The sequence below is a fragment of the Streptomyces sp. NBC_00704 genome (assembly GCF_036226605.1).
In the GTDB taxonomy this organism is placed as follows: Bacteria; Actinomycetota; Actinomycetes; order Streptomycetales; family Streptomycetaceae; genus Streptomyces.
In genome coordinates, this window is sequence record NZ_CP109000.1 from 43,393 (window position 1) to 69,618 (window position 26,226).

Genomic DNA, 26,226 nt, shown 5'->3' on the forward strand with positions numbered 1-26,226 from the left:
TAGTCCGCCGGGCATCGCCAGCGGGCTGACCTGACCGCGACGGACGGGCGCGTTGTGCGCTCCGGATGAGGCGGGCACTCTGGGCGGTGCCCGCCTCCTGCGCGACTTGCCTAGAGTTTGACGGCCGGTGTGCGGTAGACCTTGCCGTTGCTCATCTGCCAGCCAGTGGCGTGGTCACGGAAGCCCTTCGGGCACTGGTACGACTTGGAGAAGGTGTCGTAGCCGGGGATCGTGCCGTCCTTGAGGACCTTCGCGTCCTGGCCGCCGGAGCCGACGCACGTTACACCGAACTGGCCTTTGGCGGACCTGGCGGTCGTGTTCGAGAACTTGACCGTGACCTTGGTTCCACTGTGGCTGATGCACCGCTTGGTCAGCTGGCCGCTGCAGTGCCAGCTGGTGGCGGCGTCCGCCGATGGGGAGGCCAGCCCGACGAGCGAGACCGTGGTCAGCGCCGCGAGGGCGAGATGGACAACTTTCTTCATGCGCTACTCCTGGAGAGCTGGTCAGATGCATGCGCCAACCCGGAAGCGCGGACATGCCGTCCCCCGATCGGCTGAGCCAGCCCATCAGGACGACCGACGGGCCGTCAAGATCGTTTCGTCCCATAAGAAGCCAGTTGGGCGGTCCCTCGATGGATCTCCTCGAATGGTCCACATCAGCGCAGGGGGGCGGCGCCGTTCTCGGGCACGGGCAGCCCCGAGCACGGGGGCTGGCTGCAAAACCGCTGCACCGGCAGCGGCTGGAAACTCAGGATGGCTGCACACCCCAGCGTCTGACCGCTCGGTGCGGCGGCCGGCCTCTCCTGGACTCACTCGGCTGCCGGCCGCTGGTGCCGCACGCCCGCGTCGCCCCCACCTCGACCTCTGGCGATCCGTCATGCGGAGGACTGATCCTCGGCTCCTGCGGGAGCTCGTCAAGCGCTGCGAGACCCTCAGGCGGCGCCTGGTGTCCGGTGGCAGCCCTGAGATGAGGCGCCGACTCGAGGACGCGTCGTACACGCCGTGTGCGGTCACCGGCACCCGCCAGCTGGACACCGCGCTCTGCATAGCCCATCACCAGCCGGCCGATGCGACGCGAGCAGGCCCTGCGTCACTGATGCGTGCCCGGAGCCCGCTTCGCACGCTGCTGCCGACTCGTGTTGTTCGTGCAGCACAGGCCCCACTACGCTTGCACTATGACAACTAATCCCGTTCGGCTGCGAGCGGCGATCGGGCGAGGGCTTCAGCGCGTGCGACGCGCCGTGGTGGAGTACCACCATTTGCACATGCATCCGTCGGCCTGCTCCAGCCGGGGTTGAGGACGGTGAGCGGCATTCACCAGCAGAAGCGGCCGGGCCGGTTCTCCGTCGAGTCCGAGGTGGTCGACGGCATCGTGGTCGCGACTGTGCGCGGCGAGATCGATGATGACGTCGTGAACGACTTCGGCGGGGCGCTGTTGTCCCCGGACGCCGCCCTGCCGCCTCGGATCGTCGTGGATTTGAGCGGCGTGACGTTCTTGGACTCCAGCGGGATCAACGTCTTCATCTCCGCCTACCACCGCGTGAGCGGGGCTGGCGGGTGGCTGCGCATCGCCGGCGCCCCGAACCCAATCCTGGCTCTGATCGCGATGGTCGGCATCGACAGCCTCATCGACTGCCATCCCGACGTCGAACACGCCCTCGAGGCCTGACCTTCTGCACGCTCAGGGCCTCGCCGTCGGCGTTTCGTCGACGGCCAGGCCCTGCTGGGTCAGCAGCCCCCGACGCTGCCGCCTGCACTATCGCCCGCATACGGTCGCCGCCCGGAGCATGGCCGGCTTGTTCACGGGCAGGCCAGGTGATCCGCCCGAGGCGGTCCAGCTGACCGAAACCCCGGCGTCCGTCTGCGTCACCCGCAAGCCCTGAACGTCGCCGCCCGCGTCGCTCACCACGTGGAAACCGGACTGAACCAGGACAGAACGGACCTGCCGAGTGAGATCAGCCGATGCGCCTGGCATGCCAGGCGCCGGCCCGCGAAAGCCCAGACCGTGCCACCCGATTTCTCTCACGCCGATCATGCGGACGCGCGGCTCTCAGACTCGGACATGCGTGAGACGAGTGGCGTCCGGGCGAAGGCCGACCGTAGCGCCGGGCGGCTGGCCGCCATGGTCGAATTATTCGCTGGCTTGGGGGTAACGGGATCGGGTACTCCAGCGCATTTGGACATGAGGCGGATTTATGGACCTGGCTGGGCAGGACGAGGGCCAGGAGCCCGTCCTCGAGCGTCCGATCATGGTCTTGGCCGCGTTCGAGGGCAGGGAAGAGATCGGTGCCGCCCGCGACACCGCCCGCGATTTCCTCACCTCCGTACAGGCCGTCCACGGCCTGCCCGTGTCCAAACGGGCCATGGGCATGGTCCAGCTGGCGGTCAGCGAGCTGATCACCAACGCCCGCAAATACGCGCCCGGACCCTGCCTGCTCGACCTGGAAATCGTCGAGGGCACCGCCCAGATCAGCGTGTGGGACAGCAGCCCCACCCTGCCCGCGATCCTGGCGGCCGACCCCGCCCGGATCGGCCAGCACGGCTTGGAGATCGTCATGGCCGTCTCCCAGCGCTTCACCGTCCAACGCGAACCCGTCGGCAAACGCATCACCGCAGCCATCACCCTCGCCGACGACCCCGCAGGAGACGTCACCGGCCACCAGATCCTCTAACCACACGCCGCCAGACCCCCATGATTCGGGGCACGGCCCTTCGTCCACTCTTCAGCAAAGGCGGTCGCCGCGGGGGCTCATGAGGCACTCCGGAAGACGGTGGCCGGGCCGATGACTTGGGGTCCGAATTTGTCGCGGACGCTCGATGGCCGCTCCGGCCACCAGCCGGGCTTCCCGGGTGCCGTCGAGGCTGATCTGCTGGGCGACCTGGTCGACGCCGACCAGGTCCTCCCCTTTCAATGCAAGTGCGGCCGGGCGGCCGCGTCGCAGGCCCGCGGCGTCCATCAGCCGGTAGGCCAGGGCGCGCAGGTCGTCGTCGTGTCCGGACGGCTCCGGAAGGCGGCGGCTCTTCTCCCACGTAGCCCCGCCGGCGAACTTCAGGGTCAGCGTCACGCCGCGGGCGGCCTGACCACGTCGGCGCAGCAGGTGTGCGAGCTGGACGACGAGGTCGAGGAGGGCGCCGCGGACGTCGGCGCCGTCCACGAGATGCCGCGGGAAGACCTGGCGCACGGTCGCGGCGGCGGGCAAGGCGCGGGGGACGACGGGGCGAGGGTGGATGCCGCGGGCGCGGTCGGCCGCGGTGCGCCCGGCCCGGCCGCCCAGCAGGCGCTGCACCGCCTCGGTGGGGATGGCGGCGAGCAAGCCGACGGTGTGGATGCCGTAGTCGTGCAATCTTGCGGCCTGGCGGGGTCCGATGCCGTGCAGGGCGTTCACCGGCAGCGCGCCCAGCCAGTCGGCGGCCTGGTCTCGGGCGACGGCGAGGACGCCGCCCGGCGCATTGATCCGGGTGGAGGAGGTGGCGGCGACGGTGGGTCCGATGCCGATGCGGATGTCGACGCCGACGCGGGACAGGGTCCGCACCCGCAGCATCTCCCCCAGCTGCCGGGCGTCGGCACGGTGATAACGCAGGGCGCCCTTGAGCTCCATCAGGGCCGCGGTCGGGGGCAGAGCCTGCACCACCGGGGACAGCTCCGCCATCTCCTCCACGACCTGCCGGTAGGTCTCCTCCGGCAGCCGGTCCGGCAGCGCACATGCAACGCCGCCGCTGGGCGAGGCCGGGCGCACCGGCCGGACGGTGCGGTCACCGGCAGGCGGGCCGCAGGTGAACGAACAGGAGGCCCGCAACTTCGGGATCTCCACCGGCCGGGTGAATGCCCGGATGGCGCAGCTCAGCGTGCGGCTGGCTCCAGACGTTGCTGAAGTGATCACTGTTGATGTCCCCCACAGTCTGGAGAGAGACCATGATGGGTATACGTATGGCTGTTGCGGCCACTGCGCTGGCTGCCGCCGCGGTTCTGGCTGGTTCCGGCGTGGCATCGGCCGGTGACGGCTCCGGAGAAGACATGGTCCAGCAGGTGCTGGACGCGCGATGCAACGACTTCACCGCTCAGGAGGGCCTGATCAACGTCAATCAGGGCCCCGTGTGCATCCACTTCGGCTCTGCAGACGCCGGCACCCACACCACCGGCAGCGCGGACGACGACGGCGACGGCGAAGGCCAGAGCACCGTCTCCTGCAACTCCTTCGTGGACCAGCACGGTCTGATCAACGTCAACGAGGGCCCGGTCTGCATCGACTTCTGAGCCCCCGCTGACGACGGGCGAACGGAGCGTGCTGGTCGCCGCACGCTCTGCCGCGGTGCTGGCCTCACGCGCACACGCGGGCGACGCCTGACCTGCCAGCCATGTCATCACCTCATGCCAGGCGACTCGTTCTTCCGCCTCGGTTCCCCACCGCCAAGTGAAGGGCGAGTCGTCGCACATCAATTCCTCCCGCACCGACCGACACTGTCAGCCAGGTGACGACGCGCGACCGGGCTCATCTCCACCTCTCAGCAGGCGAGCCATGGGGTGACCGAGGAGCTCGCGGTCGCACAGCTATCGAACACCGCACACGCGGAGGCGGGCGGTGACTTCGTCCGCAACATGCGCGTCCACCACGCTCCCAGGCAACGCGGGTTCCCTCTCATTCGTCGACATCTTCCGACGGCACCGACGGGCTCGACGGTCACGCTCCAGGCCATCTCGTCCGCGCCGCGTACGAGGTGGCGCGGAGCGGGTGGGGACGGCCTGAGGACTACGCCGCTGTTCCCGGCCTGGCTTCCCACGGGGCGCCGGTCGGTCGGGTCAGCCCGTCATCCGTCACCAGCCGACGCTCCGGCGCAGTCGCATCCAGCTCCCAGTAGTGCAGGCAATCTTCGCACCGGACCCCGTCGACCAGGACCTCGTCCTCCCCCTTCGGGCAGTCCGTGCCGTCCCCGCGCCCTGGGCACGTATCCCTTGTAGTCCCCATGCGTCCGACCGTGCGCCGCCCGGTGCGTGTCCGTGGAGAGGGCGTGCCCGGCGCACAGGCGCTCACCGGGGGCAACACGTCCCAGCACCTGCCAGAAGCCCCATGAGCGGTCCCGACGACTGCACCGCCAGCGCTCATCTCGGCCCATAAGCTGAACTCGGCGAGCGAAACGACGATCGCAGGCCAGAAGCGCAGGTCGTCGGCGGGCAGCTGCTGGCCCCAGCGGCCGCCCGCGTGGTCGGCTCACCGCCCCGCTTCAGCGGACGTCTTCGCCGATCGGAAGAGGAGCCGACGGGTTCGTGTCGTCGGGTGTGTGAGGGGTGATGAAAACGGTGTGATGAGCGTGGCGCACTGACGAGAGGCGGTGGGTGGCCATGACCACCGCACGTGTCTCGGCGAGATGGTTCAGGGTGCTCATTACTCGCTGTTCGGCGGCATCGTCCAGCTGGGACGTCGGCTCGTCCAGCAGGAAGAGGAGGGCGTCGCTCAGCAGGGCGCGAGCCAGCACGAGGCGTTGGCGCTGGCCCCCGGACAGATCCCGGCCGCGGCCCAGGCGCGTGTCGAGTGTCCGGGGAAGTCGCCGAACAGCTTCGTGCAGTCCCACTGTTTCCAACGCCTCCCACAGGTGCTGCTCAGGGATCGGGTGGTCCCGGCCCATCTGCAGGTTCTCCCGGATCGTGCCCTCCAGCACACTGGCGTGCTGGTCGACGTAGGCGATGTGACGGCGAAGATCTTGAAGCGGCCAGGCATCGATGTCTTGTCCCAGGATCCGGAGGCACCCTTCGTCGACTTCGGCGAAGCGGCTGATCAGGGCGAAGACCGTGGATTTCCCGGCTCCGGAAGGCCCGGTGAGAGCCGTCAGGCCGGTGGTGGGAATGGTGAAGGACAGGTCCTGGAACGTGGGCGTCGCCCCTGGGTAGGTGAAGCTGACGTTCTGGAAGCTCACGGCCTCCTGACCTGTCGCGATTACGGGACCGACGAGGCTGTGCGGTGGTTCGGCGGGTTCGGTCAGGAGCCCGAGCAGAAACGTGAGGCGGGCCCGGGCGGCCCGTCCTGCCCGGAGCTGTCCGACACCGAGCACGGCAACGGTGATCGGCGAAGTGAGGTACAGCAGGAGGAAGAAGAAGGCGCTGAAGGTGGCACTCGGCAGTTCGTTGGCGGTGATTCGCTGGGCCGCGAAGACGGTGACGGCGACCACGGCCACCTGCTGCCCCAGGGTCACCAGGGGACCCATCAGCGACTGAAGGCGTGCGGTGGTAGTCGTGGCGGTGCTCAGGCGGGCTGCGGTGTGTCCGAGCCGTGCGACCGCCATGGGCTCGTGACGGTACGCCTTGATGGCTGTGAATGCGGCCAGGGTGGCGAACAACCGCTGCCCGAGGTCTGCGAGGGCGGATTGCTGGGCGTCGGCCGCCCGCCGAGTTCGCGCGATGACGCCTGCCAGTGGCACTCCCGCGGTGGCGAAGGCGCCCAGGGTGAGCACGGTCAGGGCAGGGTCGAGACAGGCCATGGCCGTGAGGGTGACGGCCGTACCGAGCGCCGCCACGGGGAGGTGGACCAGTGCGGCCTCCGCCCAGGCGCGTACGAGGGAGCAGTCGGACGTGATACGGGCGCTGATGTCACCGGCTCCCTGTGCCTCGAGCGCAGCCACTGGCAGCCGCATCACATGGTCGATGATCCGGCGTCGTAGTCGCAGCACGAGATCCTCGCCGGCCCGGGCGAGCAGCCAGCCGCTTCCCGCCTGGCACCCCGCAGCGGCCAGGGCCAGGGCACTGAGCCAGAGCACCGGTCCTGCGACCGGCCCATGGCGGGTGAGGGCGACGATCGTGCCCGTGATCGCCCAGGGCAGAGCCAGCCCCGCCCCCGTCGAGAACCATGCCGAGGCCGCGGCGAGGAAGAGCATCCCCCGGCTGCCCCGCGTCAGCTCGGCCAGCGGCAGACTGGCTCGGACGCCCGAGGCGGCAACCGGCCGGGGTGGCGGGACGTCTGTCGTCGCTGCGCCGCGGACCATGAGGCGGCCGCCGTGCGGAGTTCCCCTGGACCGCCGCCTGCCGCGGTCAGTGACCCCTTCGCCCGGACGTGCTCCCGGATCCCCGGCTGGATGCGCGCGTACCGCGGGCATCAGGGCTCCCGCCGAACATCGTTGGCCCCATAGTGCTGTCTCATCCCGTACAGGGCCGTGCGGAAGTACGTGCGCCGCAACAGCCTTCTGCTGTGGGTCTGTGTGGCAACCCATGGACGTCCAGGGTCAGTTCCTCGCTCCACAGCTGTAGTGCGATGTCGGGGTGGAAGTCGCCTGCGGATCCAGGTCCTCACTGCTGTCGGGCCGCGCGCCGACCCGCCTCGCAGGTCTCGTCCGCACGGTGCTGATCGATGCCTTCCAGACTCACCGTTGCCGCACTCACCGTTGCCGCTGCGCCGCGGCGCAGTGTGGGTGACCACCAGTTGGCCCGTCCGGCCAGCTGCATGGCGGCGGGAACGAGGATGCCGCGGACCACGGTGGCGTCCAGGACGACGACCGCCGCCATGGTCGCGCCGAGCACCACCAGGAGGGTGACCCGGGAAAGAATCAGTGCTCCCATACTGACGGCAACGACCAGGGCGGCGGCGGTGAACAGTCTGCCCGTGCGCTCGATCCCGAACACGATGGAGCTGGTGTTCTCGCCGGTGCGCTGCCATTCCTCGGCCATCCGGGCGATGAGGAAGACCTCGTAGTCCACGCAGAGACCGAAGGCGAGCGCGCTCGCCAACAGTGGCATGGTGATCTCCAACGACGGCTCGCCTCCGCCGGCCGGCGGTCCGCTGAGACGCAGATCCTGGAAGAGCAGGACCATTAGACCGAGAGCGGCGGTGAGACTCAAACCACCGAGGACTGCTGCCTTTACCGCCAAGACCGGACTCCTGGTGAACGCGAGCAGGCCGACGAGGGTGCCCCCCAGCATCAGTCCCGCCCACCAGGGCAGCGCGGTGCGGATCTGCGCCGTGGTGTCGGCGAGTTGGGCGGCGACCCCCGCGACGTAGGCCGGTCCGGGCGCTGGCGTGGCACGCAGTGCGTCGACCAGAGCGACCGTGGACGCGGACTGGGGCGGCCCTGCCGCAAACACCACGAGCAACGTTCCGGTCCCTGGTTGCAGGTCGGACTGCCGAGTCTTGACGAGCCGCCCCGTGGCATAGTCACCTGCCAGAGTGCTCACCCCGGCTTGGCCCGGCAGTCCAGCCAGGCGCCGGGCATAGGCGTCCAGGGCCGCCGAGCGCGCCGCAGGATCGGTCTTCGGCAGAACGACGGTCAGTTGCCGCTCAGGGGGGTTCGGGAAGTCCGCGCGGACGTCGTCGGCGACAGCGTGTGCCTCCGCCCGGGCCGGCAGGATGGATTCGTCCATCAGCGCCGGCCGCAACCAGATGGCCGGCAGGGCCAGGGTCAGGAGCGTCACCGCTCCCATGCTCGCCCACAGCAGCGGCCGTCTGGTCACCGCCTTGGCGATGCGGCGCCAAGTCGGGCTGACCGATGCCTCCAGCGGCGACCGCCGCCAGGGCAGACCGCGGAAAGGGTCGAACCGTTCCAGGCGGTCGCCGAGCGCTGCGAGCAGAGCGGGAAGCACGACCAGGGTGGTGATCGCGCAGGACACGACGACGATGATCGAGGTGAGGGCCAACGAACGGACCAGGCCCAGCGGGAAGACGAGCAGGGCCGCCATGCACCAGACCATGGTGAGCGCACAGAACATCACCGAACGGCCGGCCGTGCACATGGCTTGGACGACCGCGGCCTCGCCCCCGAGCCCCCGGGCCCGCTCTTCGCGGTACCGGGACAGCGTGAACAGGCCGTAGTCCACGGCCAGTCCGAAGCCGAGTGCGAAGCTCAGGTTGGCTGCGAAGACCGACACGGGCAGGAGCCGGCTGCCGGCGGCCAGAACCGCGAGCGACCCGGTCACGGCCAGTCCACCGATCAGTACGGGCACCAATGTGGCGCCGAAGGATCCGAAAACCAGGACGAGCACAGCCGTGATGAACGGCAGGGCCAGCAACTCGGAACGAAGCAAGTCATGCTCCGCCTGAGCCGTGCCCTGCACGTTGATCCAGCTCCGCCCGGTGGCCGACAGTGCCAAGCGGGGGACCGCCGCACGCAGGGCGGGCACCAGAGTGCCGGCCGTCCTGGCTTCCTGCGACTCATCTCCCTTCAGGTCGATCCGCAGGAGGGCGCCCCTGCCGTCCGCCGAGCGCAGAGCCTCGAGCCCGGTGGTCCAGTACGAGAGTGCCGATCGGACTCCGGGAGACCGCTGGGCCAGTTCCGTCACCTGACGGCCTTGCGCCGCAACGTCACGGGAGTCGACCGCCCTCCCCGGTCGGGCGTACAACACCAGGTCCGCTGTACCGGCACCGAACTTCTGTGCCATGTGCTCCGCCCGCTCAGCCGCCGTGTCCTCGGCGGCGTAGCCCCCATTGGACCAGCGGACTCCGGCGCTCAAGCCCACTGCGGCGCACGCCACGATCAGCAAAGCCGCCAGACTCAGTACCGACCGGCGATGCCGGAACGACCAGCGTGCCAGCACACCCACGGCATCGGTCAGCACGCAGGGACCGTACTTGCCATGACGAAACCGTCCGAGACGACAACGCGGACGTACCGGCCACGGTTGCTCGATCGAGCCGTCGGCCTCGGCGCCCGGGCTGATCGCAACCGTGCGGTTGTGCACACACCACCGCGGGCCATGGTTTCCCTGCTGGGCATCAACATGACGAATCTCCTTAGCATCGATCGGGGGAGGAAAGCCGCTCCGCCTGCGGTGGCCACGTGGCCTGATCAAGGGCCGGTGGCGGCTCCCGGTGCACCGGCCCGTCCGTGGAGCCTCAGGTCGTGCATCGGAAGCGATGGGCGGCCGATCCCGTACCCCGCACCGGGTGGCCGTCCTGCGACGGGTGACCGTCCGGAAGTGACGCGGGCCTTCCGGGCGGCAACCGGTATGGCGTCTACCGTTGCGGGGTGGGGCGCAGGTTCTGGTGGAGACGCTGGGCCAGTCCGTTGACGGTGCCTGCGGCCATGAGCTCCATCAGGGCCAGGTCGCAGCCGAACGTCTGCTGCACGAGCAGTTTCAGTTCGACCCCCATGAGTGAGTCGAGGCCGAGGTCGGCGAGGTTGGCGGCGGGGTTGATCCGTTCCGGAGCGGTCTGCAGGATGTGTGCCGCCGCGCCGATCAACGTTTCCGTGATGACGGCCAGGCGTGCCTGATCGTCGACTGCTGCCGACAGGCGCTTGCGTAGCTCCTCGGCCGCGGTGCGGGCAGAGCGGTCGGCGGTGTCCGACAGCCGGCCGCTGAAGCGCGGCCCGTTCAGGTCGGGCAGGAGTTGGGCGAGGCGGTCCCAGTCCATGACACCGATCGCTGCCGTGACGGTGTCGCGGTGCAGGTGCCGGTCGAGGGCGGACAGGGCCGTCTGGGGCTTGATGAGTCCCAGCCCGGATCGGGTGATGGTGTCGGCAATCTGGGTACGGGCCACGTAGCCGGTGTCGCTGATGCCGCCCCAGGCCAGGGCGAGGCCGGGCAATCCGCGTCGACGGCGGTCGCGTACGAGGGCCTCCAGGTGCAGGTTGGCCGCCGCGTAGGGGGCCTGGTGCATGTTGCCGACGTGGGCGGTGATCGAGGAGTAGACGACGAAGAAGTCCAGGTCGGAGTTCTCCGTCAGCCGGCTGAGGATCTCACCTCCGCATACCTTGGGCGCCAGCACGCTGCGGAAGCGCTCCGCGGTGAGTTCCTCCAACGGCGCGTCGTCCAGGTGCATGGCCGCATGGACGACGCCACGGACCGGATGTCCGAGATGCTCAGCCTGCTGGACGATGCGTTCCATGCCGGCCGCGTCGGTGACATCGGCCGCATGCACGACGGCCGATACGCCCTGGCGTTCGAGGTCTGCCAGGAGAGCGGTCGCCTCCGGGGAAGCGGTACCGCGACGACCGACGAGGGCCAGGTGACGTGCGCCGCGCGCCGCCAGGTGCCGGGCGGTGGCGGCCCCTAGCCCGCTGAGTCCACCGGTGATCAAGTAGGTGCCCTCCTCGGCCAAGGGCTTGGCGCTGCCGCCTTCCTCGACGTGGACGGGAGTGCCGGGGGAGAAACTGACGACCACCTTGCCCATGTGGCGGGAGTGGCGCAGGGCCGACAGGGCCTCACCGATCTGGGGCGCGGGGTAGCACTGGTGGGGCAGCGGCCGGTAGATGCCTTCGGCGACCCGTTCGGCGACGGTGCGGAAGGCAGCCGCGGCCTCTGCGGGCGAGTCGGAGATGAGGCGGGTGATGTCGACCGCGAAGTACGCCAGGTTGTTGCGGAAGGGGCGCAGCAGCAGCGGCTGGTTGGCGTAGATGTCGCGCTTGCCGAGTTCGATGAACCGACCGCCCGGCCTCAGGCACTCGAGGCTGCGGGTCATGGCTTCCCCGGCCAGGGAGTTCAGCACGACGTCCACGCCTCGCCCTTCGGTGACGGTGCGGACGTCGTCGGCGAAGGACAGACTGCGAGAGTCGAAGACGTGGGCGGCGCCCAGCATCCTCAGCAGATCACGTTTGGCGGGGCTCCCGGCGGTGGCGATGACTGTGGCACCTGCCCGCCGGGCGCACTGGAGAGCGGCCAGCCCGATGCCGCCGGCGCCGCCGTGCACCAGCACGGTCTCTCCTGCTGCCAGGCGCGCGCAGGTCTCAAGGCTGTGCTGCACGGTGAGGTGGACGGCGGCCAGGGTGGCGGCCTCGTTGTAGGACATGCCGTCGGGGATGCGGCCGGCCTGTTCGGTGCGCACCCGCACGTGGGAGGCCAGCGTGCCGTGCCCGAAGGCGAAGATCCGGTCACCGACCGCCAGAGCGGTCACGCCCGCGCCCACGGCGACGACGTCGCCGGCGCATTCCAGGCCCAGCTGAGGCCCAGACTCCGTGACGGGTTCCGCGCCGGGCGGCAGCATGCCTTCGGCGAGCATCACGTCGCGGTAGTTCAGTGCGGCTGCCCGCACTTGGATCACCACTTCACCGGCTCCCGGCGTCTGCGGTTCCACAGACGTCCAGGACAGCCGGTGTCCGCGGCCCGGCCGGTGCAGCCGCAGCCGGTAGTGGTCGCCAGCGCCGGCGATACGGCTGGGGGCCGAGAGGGGCCGCAGCCGCGGCACGAAGCGTCCCCGCGGCCCGAGCACGATCTCGTCCTCCTCGCCGGGGGCGGGCGTGAGCTCGGCTGCGAGTCGGGCGCTGTCCGTTCGCCGGTCACCCGACGGGACGAGAGCGACACGTCGGATCGCCAACGAGGGATGCTCGTTGGCGAGGGTCCGGGCGATTCCCCACACTGCGGCGCAGGCGGCTTGGCCGGACTCCTCCGGTTCCGGGAACAGCCCGGTGGCACCGGTGACCACCCATACCTCGGCCCCTTCGCTTGTCGAGTTCGCGCATGCCGCGGCGATGTTCTTCAGCAGACCGCCGGTCCGGGTGACCGCCTCGGACGGGGGTCCGCCGAGGTCGTCGGCGAGCAGCACGACGCGTGAGCTCAGCGTGAGAGTGTCGGCCTCTGTCCACGGGTCGTCGGCCGACGTGACGATCGCCACTTGACGGGCCCCCGCCTCGGCCAGCGCCTCGGCCAGGGCCCTGGCCGGCTCCCCGTTCGATGCCCGCGTGACGACGATGCTCCAGCCGTCCCGTGGCAAGGCGGCGGCCGGCTCCGCTGCGGGGGAAGGGCACGCCGCCGTCTCGGAGTTGCGGCGGGCCAGGAGCAGGGAGTAATCGGCGGCGGACTCGGGGCAGGCGCTGCCGATGGTCGCAACGCTGTCGAAGCCGCACCGGCGCAGCAAGGGCCCCCACTCCTCGCGCGGCAGGAGGGGACTCGTACGCAGGTCGCTGTCGGCACAGGACCAGTACTCCTCCAGCAGCCCGAAGTAGGGCGCGATCATCTCCTCGTCATGACTCTCGATGGCCAGCAGCTGCCCACCCTGATCGAGCAGCGAGGCCAGACGGCGTAGCGTCGCTCGCAGGTCAGCGGTGGCGTGCAGCACGTTGGACGCCACCACCAGGTCATAGCTGCCCGGTTCGAAACCCTGCTCGGCGGGTTCCTCGTTCAGGTCGAGCACGCGGTAGTCGACGAAGTCGAACCCGCGGAAGCGGCTCTGCGCGCGCGGGAAGAACGACGCCGAGATGTCGCTGAACGTATATCGGGCCAGGTGCGGAGGGAGGGCGGGCAGGAGAGCCGCAGCGAGGCTTCCCGTCCCCGCGCCCACCTCCAGAACCCTCAACGGGCGGCCGGTGGGCCACTGGGCGCTGATGTACTGAAGCAGGCTACCCGCGAAGCGGGCGTATAGCCGCATCTGGGGAGTATCACCGTAAAACGCTTCGGCGAGGCGGCGGTCGGCCTCGTTGAACACCAGCTCCCTGATATCGGTCGCGCCGGTCAGGACCTCGATCAGATGCGTGTGGAAGCGGGCGTGAAGGGCGATAGCGGTGATCCACTGAGGGCAGCGGTCAGCCAACACCCGCGTCTGTGCGCACGGATCGGCCGGGACACCGGTGAACCGCCAGCGCTCGTTCCCCGTTTCCCGCACCTCGCCGGATACCTCTTCCAGCAACCCGTGGTGTGCGGCCATCTCGGCCATGAGCCGTGTATAGGCCAGGAAGTGCGGGCGGACCTGGTGGGTGGCTACGAGCTCGGAGCAGCTGAACTCCTGTGCTCCGCCGGTGAGCGTGGCGAAGGCCGCCGTGGCCCAGTGACTGGCGGCCTTCTTGGACAGACGGGCGAAGAGGGGATAGTCGTCGACCTGGTCCTGTTCCAGTAGGACTCGCTCCGCGGCCGTAGCGGCGGCGAGGCCGGCCGGTGCGGGCAGCGCCACGGCATCTGCCCCTTGTGGGCCGGGCCAGGGAGAGGCCCGCAGTACGGTGGCCAGCTCCTGCAGGGAACTCGACGTGCCGGTACTGACCGCGCGCAGGCGGCATCCGGTCAGTCGTGCGGCGATCTCACCGTCCGGACCCGTCACGGTGACGTCGACAAGTGCATCAGCGCCGGAGAGGTGACGCAGACGCACATGGATCCGTCCCGTGGCCCGGGGAGGCTGCCAGACACGCAGGCTTTCGAAACCGATGGGCAGGAACATCCGGGCGTCTGCGGCCTGCGCGAGCAACGGCGCAGCCGTCTGCAGCGCACCGTCGAGGATGACGGGATGCGCCTCGTAGCCTGCGCAGGCTCCCGCCAGGTTCTCGGGCAGCCGGTATTGCGATCCGGCTTCCCCTTCGCCCAGCCACAGGCCGGTCAGTACTTGGAAGGACGGTCCGTATGCCAGCCCGGCCCGGTCCGTGTGCGCGTAGTGGACGGACGCTTCGATCGTCAGTGCGCCATGCGGGGGGCAGGTGCCGCTGTTCTCGAGGGCAGGCGGGGGCGAGATCATTCGCCGTACCCGGGCCCGCGCGTGCAGCGTCCACTCTCCTGCGGATCCCGTGCGGGACGCGAAGCAGACGATGCCGTCCTCCAGGGACAGGGAGGTCTGCACGGCAACTTCGGTGGGGTCTTCCGGGCGGGGCAGTGTCAGGGGGCGGACGATGTCGAGGTCGGTCACCTCACAGGCCGCTCCCCAGGTCTGGCGGCCGGCTGCGAGAGCCGCTTCCGCATATGCGGTGGCGGGCATGACGACCGTGCCGTCGACTTGGTGATCGGCCAGCCAGGGCAGCCGCCGGTCGCTGACCGTCTGGTGCCAGGCCGGCTCCGCGACGGCGGCCCGGCGTCCCAGCAGGGGGTGCGCCAGCGCCTTGTCCTGCGGCACGGACGCCCACGAGTCGGCGCTGCCGTGGTAATGGCGCTCATGTTGCCAGCTGTAGCCTGGCAGAGAGACCACCCTGCCCGGTCGGGGAAAGCAACGGGCGCTGGGGGTGGCATCCGCAGCGAGCAGTGTGGCGGCCGCCCGGCGTACCGCCGAGGGGCCGTCCTGACCGCGGCGCATTGACGGCACCACTGTGCCGTCGGGGGCAAGGCGCCGCAGATAGGCGGCCAGCACCGCGTGCGGACCGATTTCCACGAATCGGGTGCAGCCCGCCTCGGTCAGCGCTCGCACGGCGTCGGCGAACAGAACCGGCATGCGGACGTTGCGCCACCAGTACGCGGCATCCAGGTGTGTGCCGTCCAGCAGGCCACCGGTGACGGTGGAGGCGAACCGGGTGCGGTGCTGAGCCGGCCGCAACGAGGCCAGGGCGTCGGTCACCTCGCCGCGGATGCCGTCCATGGCGCTGCTGTGGAAGGCGTAGTCCAGATCCAGTTCGCGGAAGAAGACTTCCCTGGCTTCCAGTTGCCGTCCGAGCTCGGCCAGCGCGTCGGGGCGTCCGGCGATGGTCACGTCACGGTCGCTGTTGACGCCGGCCACCTCCAGCCGCCCGTGGTGGCTGGCCAGCTCCTTGACGGCTTCTTCCCGGCTCAGGCCCACGGCCGCCATACGACCGTTGCCGGCGGTCGCGCCCTGGGCCTTGCTGCGGACGGCGACCACCTGGCATGCCTGAGCCAGACTCAGGCTGCCGCTGACATGCGCTGCGGCGATCTCGCCGACGCTGTGACCGACCACTGTGTCCGGCTGGACGCCGTGCTCTGCCAGAAGCCGCACCACGCCCAGCTGTACGGCGAACAGCAGAGGCTGGGCCACCTCCGTGCGGGCAAGGCGGGGGCACCCGGCGGCCATCTCCTCGACCACCGACCAACCCAGCTGCGGGTATAGCTCGGCATCGACCGCCCGGACCGCGGCGGCGAAGACCGGCTCCCGTTCCAGCAGATCGGCTCCCATACCGGCCCACTGTGATCCATTGCCGCTGAAGACGAACGCCGTCCCACCGTGCTGACCGCCCATCGTCACCGCGGCGGGGCTGTCGTCCTCCCCAGCGGCCAGCCGCAACAACGCCTCAGCGGCCTCTTGCGGAGTCTGGGCCACCACACCGGCTCGGTGCTCGTGCCGTCGGCGTCGCACAGCCGAGGTATAGGCGAGATCGTAAAAGCCCTCGGCCGCCGTGAACTGCAAGTGCTGGCCCAGCGCTTCGGCAGCGTCCTTCAAAGCGGCTGCGGTGCGTGCGGAGACCACCACCGGCAGCGGACCCCCCAGATGAGCATCGGTCGGTGTCCTGGCCAGCCCGACAAGGTCGGCTCCGGCCAGCACCGCGTGGGCGTTGGCGCCACCGAACCCGAAGGAGTTCACCCCCGCCAGCGCCAGCCCCACCGCCCCCAAAGGCTCCGTCCGTGTAACGGGCCGCAGCCCCAACTGCTCGAAGTCGATCTTCTGATTGAGTTCCTCGGCATGCAGCGTCGCCGGGATCTGCCGGTGCTTCAGCACCAGCAGTGCCTTCAGCAGACCCGCCATACCGGAGGCGGCTTCCATGTGTCCGATGTTGCTCTTGACCGAGCCGACCGGCAGCGGGCCCCGGCTGCGCCCCACGCCGAGCGCCCGCCCGATCGCCTCACACTCCAGAGGATCTCCCACCTGCGTGCCCGTTCCGTGCGCCTCCAGATACGCCACGTCGTCCGCCACCAGGCCGGCGCCCTCGTAGAGGCGGGTCAGCAACGCCTGCTGTGCCGCGCTGCTGGGCAGGGCCAGTCCGGGAGTGCGACCGTCATTGTTGACGCCGGTGGCAACGATCACCCCGTGGATGCGGTCGCCGTCGGCCCGAGCGTCGGACAGCCGCTTCAGCAGCACCAGGCCGCCGCCCTCGGCCCGTACGAAACCGTCGGCACGGGCCGAGAACGGCCGACACCGACCGGTCGGTGACAGCATCGACGCGGCAGAGAACCCGGCGAACAGCCGCGGGTTGATCAATACGTTGGCACCGCCGGCCACGGCCATCCGTGCGCGACCCGAGCGGACCTCCTCGCACGCTTGGTGCAGCGCGGTCAACGCCGATGAACACGCCGTGTCCACGGTGACGCTCTGGCCGTGCCAGTCGAAGCAGTGCGACAGCCGGTTGGCGGCGATGGCCCCGGCCACCCCAGAGACGCTGTAAGCGTTGCCGGACTCGGGCGCGCACGCCTGCAGGTCGCCGTAGTCACGGCTGGAACAGCCTACGAACACGGCCGTGTCCGAGCCCTCCAACCGTCCCCAGTCGATACCGGCGTCGTCCAGCGCCTCGACGGCCAGCTCCAGGAGCAGCCGCTGCTGCGGGTCCATTTGGGATGCTTCCCGGGGAGAAATTCCGGTGAAGAACGAGGCGTCGAAACCGGTGATGTCCCGCAGGAAGCCACCGGCAGCCGTGTACGACCAACCCGGTCGGCGCCTGCTTGCGTCAACGAAGTCCTCAGCCAGGAAACGATCCGGTGGCACTTCGCCCACCACGTCCCGACCGGTGGCGAGAACGCCCCACAGGTCATCGAGGCCATGGATGTCACCGGGGAGACGACAGGCGGCACCGACCACCGCAACAGCGTCGTCGGAGAGCAGGGAAACAGGCACGGACAACGGACAGCTCCAGACTGGCAAGCGGACACGACGAAGAGAGGGAGAGGAATGTGCCGGATCGAGCGCCGACGACCGCGGCTCCGGACGCTTTACGAGGCGACCGGGTGCTGGCTGCGCGGCACGTACGCGTCCTCGCGACTGTCTGAGGGCGTGAGCGCACGCACTAGATAGGAATGATCGATCGGGGTTGGGTCGGCCAAGCCGGGCGTCACTGCCAGGGTGTTCGTCCGGTCATAGGTCCGCCGATGCCGAAAGTTCAAAAACCCGGGGAGCGAGGCAGCAACGAAGCTCTCGGCCGGGGTGGGATCGACGACCTCATCGACCAGGGACACGGACAGGCCGGGGTGAAGAGCCTCGATCGCCGACGCGATCTGCCGCGCCGACGTCTCCACCGGATGAACGATGTGAAAGGCGCGCACGCCGGTGACCGGAGCACTGTCATGGGCCACACGCAGCATGGCCTTCACCGCGTACGCATCGGGAACGAGGTTGAACGTCACGTCCGGCGGAACCGGCAGCCGCAGCCGCACGCCCACGGCGGGGCTACGCTCCGCGGAGGCGGGAATCCCAGGCCCTCCGGTGCGTGCGATGGTGTCGATGAGTTGTCCCAATACCCCCAGCGGGTGGGACGGTGCTCCCGCCCCGAGTTTCTGATCGCTGGTGACCACGCTCGGCCGGAGGACGATCGCATCCCGGCCACGCCGCTGGGCCCACTGTCTCACCAGTTTCTCCGCCTCATACTTCGACCAGTCATAATTCGTCTCGAAGTCGTACGCGTCGCTGAGGTGGTCTTCAAGAACCACTCCGGTGGGCATTCCGCCGGCGACGGCCATAGTGCTCATGTGCACCAATCGGCACGACGGATCCGTCTGGTCGGTAAAAGTCAGCATCTCGGCGGTGCCCCGGGCATTCACGGCGAACAATCGTTCCCGCTCTCCTGCCAGAGCGATATCGCCTGCGCAGTGCCATACCGCTCGGCATTGAGCCGCGAGACTCCTGTACAGCGCCGGGGCCAGCCCAAGATAGGGAGACGTCACATCACCGCTGACGCAACGCAGCCTGGCTCGCTCCTCATCACGCAGCGACCGCCCCGATACCGCCTCCAGCACCGCCAGCACCCTTGCCCGCAACGAGGCAGGTGAACCGCGCCCCAGGACCACGGCGTCATGCCCGCACGTCGTCAGCAGTTCATACAGCGCTCTTGAGCCCAGGAAACCTGTAGCTCCGGTAATCAGCAAGGTCACGGTATCAAGAATGGCGTAACTCAGCGTATTCACAAAATTACTGTAATGTGACTTGCAGTATTTTCTTTCCTTCTCTGTGCTCGTCTGGCAACAGGGCTCCACCATCGGCGTCGGCCCGGAGTCGGCGCACGCCCGGTCTGTTGAAAAGCGCAAGGCGCGGCGGAATCTCACTTCCATGCGTCCCAGCGTCAAGTCCACAAGCTCACTGGTCCCTCCGACGTGGTCGTCAAGGAAACCCACGGCGCTCGAAACGGCGAGCCGAGCGCGGCGAGTGCGCCGACGGCACCAGCGGCGCGCTCAACCTCGCTGAATGCCGCGAGGGCCATGAAGCCCGGATTGACGGACATCGCGATCACTCCCACCCGCGCTCCCCCGGCGCCATGCCCTTCTCCGTCGTCCGCGCCGCCAAGAGCCTTTCCACATCAACGCTGGGACTCGGATCAACGCCCCTCAGCGTCAGTGAGATCCCTTCCATGCGCCATGTCAGATAAGCTTGTTCAGCCAGGTGACCGGTGTTGCATCGTTCTGGATCTCGATTTCCCAGCCGTAGCTGAACTCGGCCGTCCCCTGGCCTTCGATCCACGAGATGAGGCTGCGCAAGCCATCGTTCAATGACGTGGACGTCTTGTACCCCAGCAGCTTGCGCGCCTTGTCCGCACTGCATGTCGCTACGCGGACTTCCAAGGGCCGGTCCGGCACGAAGATCGGATCGAGGGGAAAGCCGAGCAGGTCCGCGATCCGTTCCGCCAACTCCAGGATCGAAACGGCCTCTTCATCCGGCCCAATATTGATCGTCTCGCCGGCGGTTTCCGCGGTTGTGCCCATCCGTTCGAGGCAGAACAACACGTCCTGGATGAAGCTGAAGCAACGTAGGTGCGAACCGTCCCCGTAGATGATCGGTTGAAGGCCGCGAAGCATGCGATTGATCATGATCGACGCGACGTTTCGGTACGGATCGTCATAACGCTGGCGCGGTCCGATGATGTTGTGCGGTACTGCGATCGAGTACGTACCCCCATGTGTCTCGAAAAGGTTCTGGACGACCTGCTCGGATACGCGCTTCGCCATGCCGTATGGATTAACCGGCCGTGGCTCCATATCCTCGGTGAACGGAGCTCTCAGAGCGCCGTACCGAGCCATGGAGGAGCAGTAGACGAATCGCTCCACGCCTGAAGCGATCGCGGCGCTCGCCACATCGACGGTGGCTTGGGCGGTGTTCTTGAAAACCAGCGCGGGCGAGAAGACACTTAGGCCGTCGTACGCTGCAGAGGCGCAGTGGTAAACGAGAACCGAGCCGGCCATCAGCGGCAGATAAGCGCCTCGGTCCAGGCAGTCGGCGACCTCAAACCTAACACCTTCCGGGACGTTCGATACTCGCCCTCCCGACAAATTATCAATCCCGCACACCTCCCATCCCAGGTCACGAAACCGCTGCGCGATATGGCTACCCAAAAATCCAGCGACACCGGTGATGAATACTCCGGGCATTGCGTTGCCTTCCTCTTGCATTTCACCTGCCGGAACCCGATGGCGGGTGAGCCGCCAGGTTCTCGACACATCCGCAGCATCTGCCGTTCATCCAGTCACTGCTGTCATTCCCGACTGCCCTCACATATGCGATGGATTGGGTCAAGGAATTGTCCTGGTTGGCCCCAGCCAATCGGCAAATGGACCGCCAATACCGCGTGGTTGTGGTTTGTCTTTTCGACGCTCGTAGGCCGTGCCATCCAGCCAGAGGCGCCAAATGAACCTTGACGCCATACGGCCGTCTTTCGCCTGCTTACCCGGACCGTATGGTGTTGATTCAACCTGACCTTCGTCTTCGCCCCAGGACCATGCGGTACGGATGGTGAGGGCTTCTCCGCAGCGACCGGGTCCCGTTGAGAGGGTGCCGACCTGAACAGGTTGACAGCCTTCGGTGTGCCTTTAGTCCCCTTCTCGGCCGACCGCCAAAGCCCTCGGGGCGTCCAGGGAGCGCTCCACGATGTCGCAGGCCACCTGGATGCCGGACTCCTGGCGCAGACGCTGGCCGAGCTGCTCAGCTCTGTGGCGCATGGTCCGATCAGTCACCGCTTGCTCGATGGCTACGGCCAGCTTGAGAGACGTCAGGCGTGACGCGGGCAGCGGGCGAGGTCCAGCCCCCAAGGCGTGCACGCGCGCTGCCCAAAAGGGCTGGTCAATGAAGTGTGGACAGGTGACCGCAGGCAACCCCGCTGTCAGGCCGGCGCCTACAGTGCTGGGTCCTCCGTGGTGGACGGCAGCGGAGATACGCGGAAAGAGCCATGTGTGAGGAATGCTCGACACCACCTGCAGGAGATCGTCGGAGGGCATCGTCTCCGGATCGCCGAGCAGGATTCCGCGTACACCAGCCTTGAGAAGTGAACTGCGGACCATCTCGTAGCGGCGCTGGGGGGCATCGGTGACCATGCTGCCGAAACCGACGTACACGACCGGTGGCCCGGCAGCGTTGAGGAATGCCGACAGCGCGGAGGGAGGTGCCCACCCGCGAGGGGGATCGAACTGCCAATACCCCGTCACGTGAGCCGTCGACGGCCAGTCATGGGGAGCGGGAAGAACCGAAGGGCTGTAACAGTAGAGCGTGGGCCGCATTTCCCGACGCCGCTGCGCCAATGGACCCGTGAATGGCCATGAAGGAAGGTCAAGGCGGCTCTTTCGCCATGAGTTGATGCGTGTGCGGAATACCTGCCACAAGACCTGCTCGCTGACGCTCAGACTTAGCACGTTCCCGATCGGCCCCAAGGGCCGACGGAAGCCGATAGCGGGAAATGCGCGCGTTGGGTGGGCCGGCATGCACGAAGCCAGGAACGAAGGGACTCCCCAACGTTCGGCGAGACTTTCCGCAGGCAGTGCAAAAGTGGAGTAGATGACGCAGTCACTGGGCTGCGCCGCTGTGGAGATTCCGTTCAGCAAACGATCCAAGGCGGATCCGACCACCTGTCGCATCCACCGCGCGAACGACAGCGAGTTCTCTCCTGAAGACAACCATCGCTGCCCGTCGGGCGTCAGGAGCAACGATTCGAAGTCCGGTTCTAGAGCACTGAATTCCACGCCGGTTCCGGCCAGTGTATGGGCGTATCGGGGGGCACCGATCATGTGAACGGCGAAACCCCTGCGCTGCAGACCCACTCCCAGAGCGGCAAGCGGCTGGGTGTCTCCGCGAAGTCCCACCGAAACGATGGTAATTCTGGGCGGCATCGCTCTCCTTGTCACGCTTTTCGGCGGTGGGCACGTGGCGGCGGCCTGTAGCTGTAACTGTCGTAGTCGGTAGTGGTACAGAAAGGCAGGGCATACGAGCGCCGTAACAGATCCGTCGGGTGGGCAGTCATCCCGGCCTCTCGTGCACAGCGGTCATTCTGAGCGAAACAATTATGTCCTTGCGGGGCTCATTGAATTTGATTATGGAGCCACTGCATGATGCGTTACGCCTCGGCTACCTCTAAGGGGTGAGTCAGAACAGATATTCCATACGTGATGAGCCGCCCAGATCAATTGCATCAAGCTATTAACTGTTTACTTGGCCTTTTTGGTCTTTTGGGTTCTCGACTCCATGCTCTGCCGGTGACTGTTCCGACCGGGTGGATGGTGGTGAAGTGGAGGCCATCTACGTCCACAGCAGCGACCAGGTCGCGGCCGACCCCGAGGATGTGCTCCCAAGGCCGTCCACGACACCGACAGCCTGGAGGCGTTCTACCGCGGGCGCCTGCACACCACCGGTCTGACGACGGCCGCCCTGGCCGCCGCAGCCGCAGCCGGATACGACCCGCTGCTGCTCGACGCCGCTGCCGACGCACGCACCCCCGCCCCCGCACTGCGCACCGTCGCCCGCAGGCCCGGCCGACAGATGATGCGCGCCGCCCGCGCCACCTTCGGGGGTGTTCGTCGGAGACCCTGATCAGAAGTCCGGCCACGGCCCGGTCCGGCGCAATGCCGGGCCACTTGCGGGCGGCAGGTCTGCACAACGTGCGCGCCTGGCTGCGGTGATTCACCCGTTCGGCGAGTCCAGGACGCCGTTCGGACGAATGCACTGTCTCATGATGGGTGAAGCGCGACCCATGCGTGCGGGAGGTGGCTGATGCATCACATGCGCGCCGAACGAACGACAACGGTGACCGGCTCGGGACGGTGTTGGCATGTTCTCGAACGCGGCGGCAGCGCTCTGTGCGGCAAGCCGTTGACCGGCCGGCCGACCCTCACACTCGAGGCCGCGCTGGAGCGCGAGGATTACTGCCCGCGCTGTATGGAGAAGGTGGCAGCCGCGGTCGGTACAAGCCTCGCCGGTGTGCCGACCGACGCCGAACGCGGGAAGCGGCGGGCGTGAGCGGGCGCACCAACGGAGGGCCCCACCGGGCGGGCCTGGCCGTGGGACGCTCGTCCGACCGACCGCGGCTGGTGGAGCGATGGCGCGAGGCCGCAGATCGGAACCTCACCCCGACCAAGCAGTCGCTGATCGTCACGTGGGGGTCTTTCGGCGCGACGTGGGGAACGGTACGCCTGATCACCCATGGCATCCGGGGCGGGTGGCTCCCCTGGGGCAACGTCTCCGCCGGCGGCGAACACCTGCACCACTACAACTTCGGTATCGCGACCCTCGCCTGTGTCGGCCTGGTCGCCGTACGCGGTGACGACAGGGCCGTGGGCCACCCAGCGGTCGCTGCGGCGTACGGTGCCGGAGCTGCCCTGATCACCGACGAGTTCGCTCTGTTGCTGGATCTGCAGGACGTCTACTGGGCCGAGCAGGGGCGCCTCAGCGTCGACGTGTCCCTGGGCGTTCTCGCCGCACTCGGCACCTACCTCACCGCCAAGCCCTTTTGGGACGAGATCGCCAAGATCACCCGACGTCATATCTCCTCTGCGGCGAAGCGCAGCCTTGCGTCGGCAGGGTAGGAGAGGCGACCTGTCATGGTCACCGCCGGGACTCGGTCATGGCCGCCCGGAGAGGAGGGCAAGGAGCTGATCCGTGTGGCCGGGCAGTTCTGCCTGCGCCAGTCCGGTGACGATGTCGCGCAGCGCCATCGGCTGATCGACGAGGAGGGTGTCGTGGGACAGGAGCCGGGCGGGCACCAGGGTGCCGAGTTCGGCGTCGCTGAGCGCCGCACGTGCGGTGAGTGCGCCCAGGGCGGCTGCTTGTCCGCGGATGCGGTCCTGCAGACCGGCGTTGCCTCCGGCGTGCGTGATGGCGTGCCGGATGGTCCAGGTGTCGAGGGCGATCCGGTTGTCGTACGTCGTGTTGGCCCCGGCTGCGATGCCTGCGACGGCGGCGATGGTGGCCGCGCTGACCAGAGAGACGTGCGCGAGGATCTCGTCGGCGTTCCACTCGCCGTCCGGTGGGACAGGGTCGGGGTCGTCGGCGCCGGCCACGGTGGCGGCGGCGTCGAGCAGTGCTCGGTAGGCGTCCTGGAGTGAGCCGGCGTCCTGCATGTGTGGCACCTGCCTGTGCGGGCGTATACGGAATGGACCGAGGCCTGAGAGGTGCGGCTCAGGTGTGGGCGCGGGTCATCTCCCAGGGCGCTTGCGGCAGGACCTCGCCGGTCTCCAGCAGCGACTTGAGGTTGGCCAGCACGGCCGGCCAGCCGGCCGAGATGCCGTCCAGCATTTCGCGGTTGGGGAGCCTCTCGTGGGTCACGGTGAGGCGGACGATGTCCTGGTGCGGCTCGACGAGGAAGGTGACCACCGAGGGCTCTCCCGGCGACGGGGCATCGGGGGCGTCGTCGAAGGTGATGACCAGCCGGGTCGGGGGCATGGCTTCCAGGACGCGACCCACCACGTCGGTCTTGCCCGAGCCGTCGGCTCGCCGGTGCTCCCAGGCGGATCCAGGCTGCCAGTCCGAGACGTTCGCGTGTCCCCAGTAGCGGGCCGTCAGGTCGGCGTCGGTAAGGGCCTGCCACACCTGCTCGGCACCGGCGTGGATGTAGGTGACATAGACGTAGTCCGGCACCGTCGGGGGTGCGTTGGTCATGGCGTACTCCTCTGCCTGGTGTTTGATGGCGCTGATCGCTTGCAGGCGGACTTTGTCGAATCCGGAGATCCAGCGCTCGTCGATCTCGTGGATCGGGGCCGGGTTCAGGTAGTGAAGCCGCTCCCGCCCGCGCCGCACGACGGTGACGAGGTTGGCCCGCACGAGGACGTCCAGGTGCTGCGTCGCCGACTGGCGCGCCATGTCAAGACGCTCGCACAGTTCACGCAGCGTCTGTCCGTTGTGCTCGCGCAGCCGGTCGAGCAGGAGCCGCCGGGTGGGATCGGCGAGCGCCTTGAACACCGAGTCGATCGCTGCTGCTTCGAGGTTCACACCCACATTATGCAGGTATTCACCTGCCTATTGTCAACGGCCCGCAGGCACAGACCACGCTCGATGCACCCGCCCCATGTCATCTGTGCGGTCGGCTTCGGAGACTGGCGCTCTGGAGGGGGTCGCTCGCCAAGCCGTCCGCGATCTGCGTGCCGGTGAGCCGTGCCCTGGAAACAGTGCCGTCGCTCCCGGTGAGGGAGTCCGAGAGTCTCGCAGGCACGCTGGAAGTCCGCCACCGGCGTTGCCGTCCATCCCCGGGCGGTGCCCGCCCCGTGGGGTGAGGGCCACATCGGGCATGCGGCGGGCGGACCTCATCGGGCGGATGTGTCAGGTCCGGCTGTCGGACGGCCCTGTCCCGTCACCGGGGGCCGAGGAGACAGCTCGGGGCGGATATCACGATTGATCGGTGCGTTCGTCTCGGACCATCTGGGCGATGTCGCGCAGTTTGACGTTGTGGTGCTGGGAGATTCGGCGCAGCACGTTGAACGCTTCCTCTTCGCTCAGGTGGTGGCGTTCCCTGAGGATCCCCATGGCCTCGCCGATGGCGTGCCGGGACTTCATGGCCTCCTCGAGCTGGTCGACCGCGTGAGCGTCGGCCAGGGCAACTGCGGCGTGGGAGGCCAACAGCCAACCGGCCGTCTCAATGTCCTTCCCGAACGTCCCCGGCCGGCGGGCGTACAGGTTCAGGGCACCGAAGTCCTGGTCGTGGGTGTACAGCAGTACGCCGGTCATGCTGCCGATGCCCAGCTCGGCGGCCGCCTCGGCGAACCGCGGCCAGGCGCGCTGGGGCCGTGTCATGTCCGCGATCCGGAATACGCGCTCCCCGTCTGCGGCCCGGCGGGCGAGATCGAAGCACGGTCCTTCGGCCAGTTCCCCCTGGAGACGGTCGGATTCTTTGACCATGTCTCCGCATGAAGCCAGGGTGACGGACCTTCCCTTGCGCACCGCCAGGATCCCGGCCGCGTCACAGCCGTCTACCAGTCTCACGGCCGACGCGGCAATCTCCTCCAGCGTCCCTTGCACCGAGTCCTGCGCGAGCAGGTTCCGCGCGAGCTCGGCCATGGCCTCGGCGAAATCACGCCACTCCAACTCCACCACCCGCCTCCTTCCGCCGGTTCCGTCGCCCCACCGCAGACGGCACGTGCCCCATCCACGCTACTCGACCGTGGTCGCACGGATCGGGCCCGCACCACGCGCGCACGAGGCGAACTGCCAGGCGGGGCATCGGGTCGCTCATCACGACCTGGGTCGGAGCAGGACCTGCACGATCGGAGATGGCTCCGCCATGTTCATGC

The 26,226-nt window shown here is 68.4% G+C and carries 17 protein-coding genes and 1 pseudogene; 7 read left to right on the plus strand and 11 right to left on the minus strand.

What is annotated here, in order from left to right:
• Window positions 1-110 precede the first annotated feature (110 nt).
• On the minus strand, window positions 111-482 hold the full coding sequence (locus tag OG802_RS00305; RefSeq protein ID WP_329406001.1) for a hypothetical protein: 372 nt from the start codon (window positions 480-482) through the stop codon (window positions 111-113).
• A gap of 394 nt (window positions 483-876) precedes the next feature.
• Here OG802_RS00305 and OG802_RS00310 point away from each other — a divergent pair, with 394 nt between their 5' ends.
• From OG802_RS00310 to OG802_RS00320, 3 genes are all read left to right on the plus strand, one after another.
• Complete coding sequence (locus OG802_RS00310; protein ID WP_329406003.1) at window positions 877-1,185, plus strand: DUF5133 domain-containing protein; 309 nt, start codon at window positions 877-879, stop codon at window positions 1,183-1,185.
• Window positions 1,186-1,302: 117 nt separating this feature from the next.
• A complete protein-coding gene (locus OG802_RS00315) occupies window positions 1,303-1,668 on the plus strand; it encodes an STAS domain-containing protein (RefSeq protein WP_329406004.1) in 366 nt (121 codons plus the stop codon).
• A 526-nt stretch (window positions 1,669-2,194) separates the two neighbouring features.
• Entirely contained in the window at window positions 2,195-2,671 is a 477-nt protein-coding gene (locus tag OG802_RS00320) for an ATP-binding protein (protein WP_329406006.1), read from the plus strand.
• Window positions 2,672-2,722: 51 nt separating this feature from the next.
• Here OG802_RS00320 and OG802_RS00325 read toward each other — a convergent pair whose 3' ends face one another.
• Window positions 2,723-3,736, minus strand: coding sequence for a DNA polymerase Y family protein (locus tag OG802_RS00325; RefSeq protein ID WP_329406008.1), 1,014 nt, complete (start codon window positions 3,734-3,736; stop codon window positions 2,723-2,725).
• A gap of 278 nt (window positions 3,737-4,014) precedes the next feature.
• On the opposite strand from OG802_RS00325, the gene OG802_RS00330 reads away from it, so the two are divergent.
• Entirely contained in the window at window positions 4,015-4,254 is a 240-nt protein-coding gene (locus OG802_RS00330) for a hypothetical protein (RefSeq protein WP_329406009.1), read from the plus strand.
• Window positions 4,255-5,219: 965 nt separating this feature from the next.
• Here OG802_RS00330 and OG802_RS00335 read toward each other — a convergent pair.
• The 6 genes from OG802_RS00335 to OG802_RS00360 form a co-directional block, all read right to left on the minus strand.
• Window positions 5,220-6,863: an ABC transporter ATP-binding protein gene (locus tag OG802_RS00335; protein WP_329406011.1), complete on the minus strand. Its 1,644-nt coding sequence runs from the start codon at window positions 6,861-6,863 to the stop codon at window positions 5,220-5,222.
• Between the two features lie 409 nt (window positions 6,864-7,272).
• Window positions 7,273-9,531 carry an MMPL family transporter gene (locus tag OG802_RS00340; protein ID WP_329406013.1) on the minus strand — a complete coding sequence of 753 codons (2,259 nt, stop codon included), beginning with the start codon at window positions 9,529-9,531 and terminating at the stop codon, window positions 7,273-7,275.
• A gap of 397 nt (window positions 9,532-9,928) precedes the next feature.
• Window positions 9,929-17,374 (minus strand): SDR family NAD(P)-dependent oxidoreductase, encoded by a 7,446-nt coding sequence (locus tag OG802_RS00345; protein ID WP_329406015.1) that lies wholly within the window; start codon window positions 17,372-17,374, stop codon window positions 9,929-9,931.
• A gap of 95 nt (window positions 17,375-17,469) precedes the next feature.
• Window positions 17,470-18,801, minus strand: a complete 1,332-nt coding sequence (locus OG802_RS00350) for an SDR family oxidoreductase (protein WP_329406016.1) — start codon at window positions 18,799-18,801, stop codon at window positions 17,470-17,472.
• A 306-nt stretch (window positions 18,802-19,107) separates the two neighbouring features.
• Window positions 19,108-20,181: an NAD-dependent epimerase/dehydratase family protein gene (locus OG802_RS00355; RefSeq protein ID WP_329406017.1), complete on the minus strand. Its 1,074-nt coding sequence runs from the start codon at window positions 20,179-20,181 to the stop codon at window positions 19,108-19,110.
• A gap of 369 nt (window positions 20,182-20,550) precedes the next feature.
• Window positions 20,551-21,813 carry a glycosyltransferase gene (locus tag OG802_RS00360; protein WP_329406018.1) on the minus strand — a complete coding sequence of 421 codons (1,263 nt, stop codon included), beginning with the start codon at window positions 21,811-21,813 and terminating at the stop codon, window positions 20,551-20,553.
• Between the two features lie 490 nt (window positions 21,814-22,303).
• Between OG802_RS00360 and OG802_RS00365 the strand changes: the two are divergent.
• From OG802_RS00365 to OG802_RS00375, 3 genes and pseudogenes are all read left to right on the plus strand, one after another.
• Window positions 22,304-22,513 (plus strand): annotated as a pseudogene (locus OG802_RS00365) (urease accessory UreF family protein); the annotation flags it as partial.
• A 204-nt stretch (window positions 22,514-22,717) separates the two neighbouring features.
• A complete protein-coding gene (locus OG802_RS00370; RefSeq protein ID WP_329406019.1) occupies window positions 22,718-22,963 on the plus strand; it encodes a hypothetical protein in 246 nt (81 codons plus the stop codon).
• Complete coding sequence (locus tag OG802_RS00375) at window positions 22,960-23,529, plus strand: hypothetical protein (protein ID WP_329406020.1); 570 nt, start codon at window positions 22,960-22,962, stop codon at window positions 23,527-23,529. The genes OG802_RS00370 and OG802_RS00375 overlap by 4 nt, the downstream gene beginning before the upstream one ends.
• Window positions 23,530-23,565: 36 nt before the next feature.
• On the opposite strand, the gene OG802_RS00380 is transcribed toward OG802_RS00375, so the two are convergent.
• The 3 genes from OG802_RS00380 to OG802_RS00390 form a co-directional block, all read right to left on the minus strand.
• The gene (locus OG802_RS00380; RefSeq protein ID WP_329406021.1) at window positions 23,566-24,063 is read right to left on the minus strand and encodes a hypothetical protein; all 498 of its coding nucleotides are present in this window, start codon (window positions 24,061-24,063) and stop codon (window positions 23,566-23,568) included.
• A gap of 58 nt (window positions 24,064-24,121) precedes the next feature.
• Window positions 24,122-24,910, minus strand: a complete 789-nt coding sequence (locus OG802_RS00385) for an ArsR/SmtB family transcription factor (RefSeq protein WP_329416866.1) — start codon at window positions 24,908-24,910, stop codon at window positions 24,122-24,124.
• 414 nt (window positions 24,911-25,324) lie between these two features.
• Window positions 25,325-26,020 carry a GAF and ANTAR domain-containing protein gene (locus tag OG802_RS00390; RefSeq protein ID WP_329416867.1) on the minus strand — a complete coding sequence of 232 codons (696 nt, stop codon included), beginning with the start codon at window positions 26,018-26,020 and terminating at the stop codon, window positions 25,325-25,327.
• Window positions 26,021-26,226 lie beyond the last annotated feature (206 nt).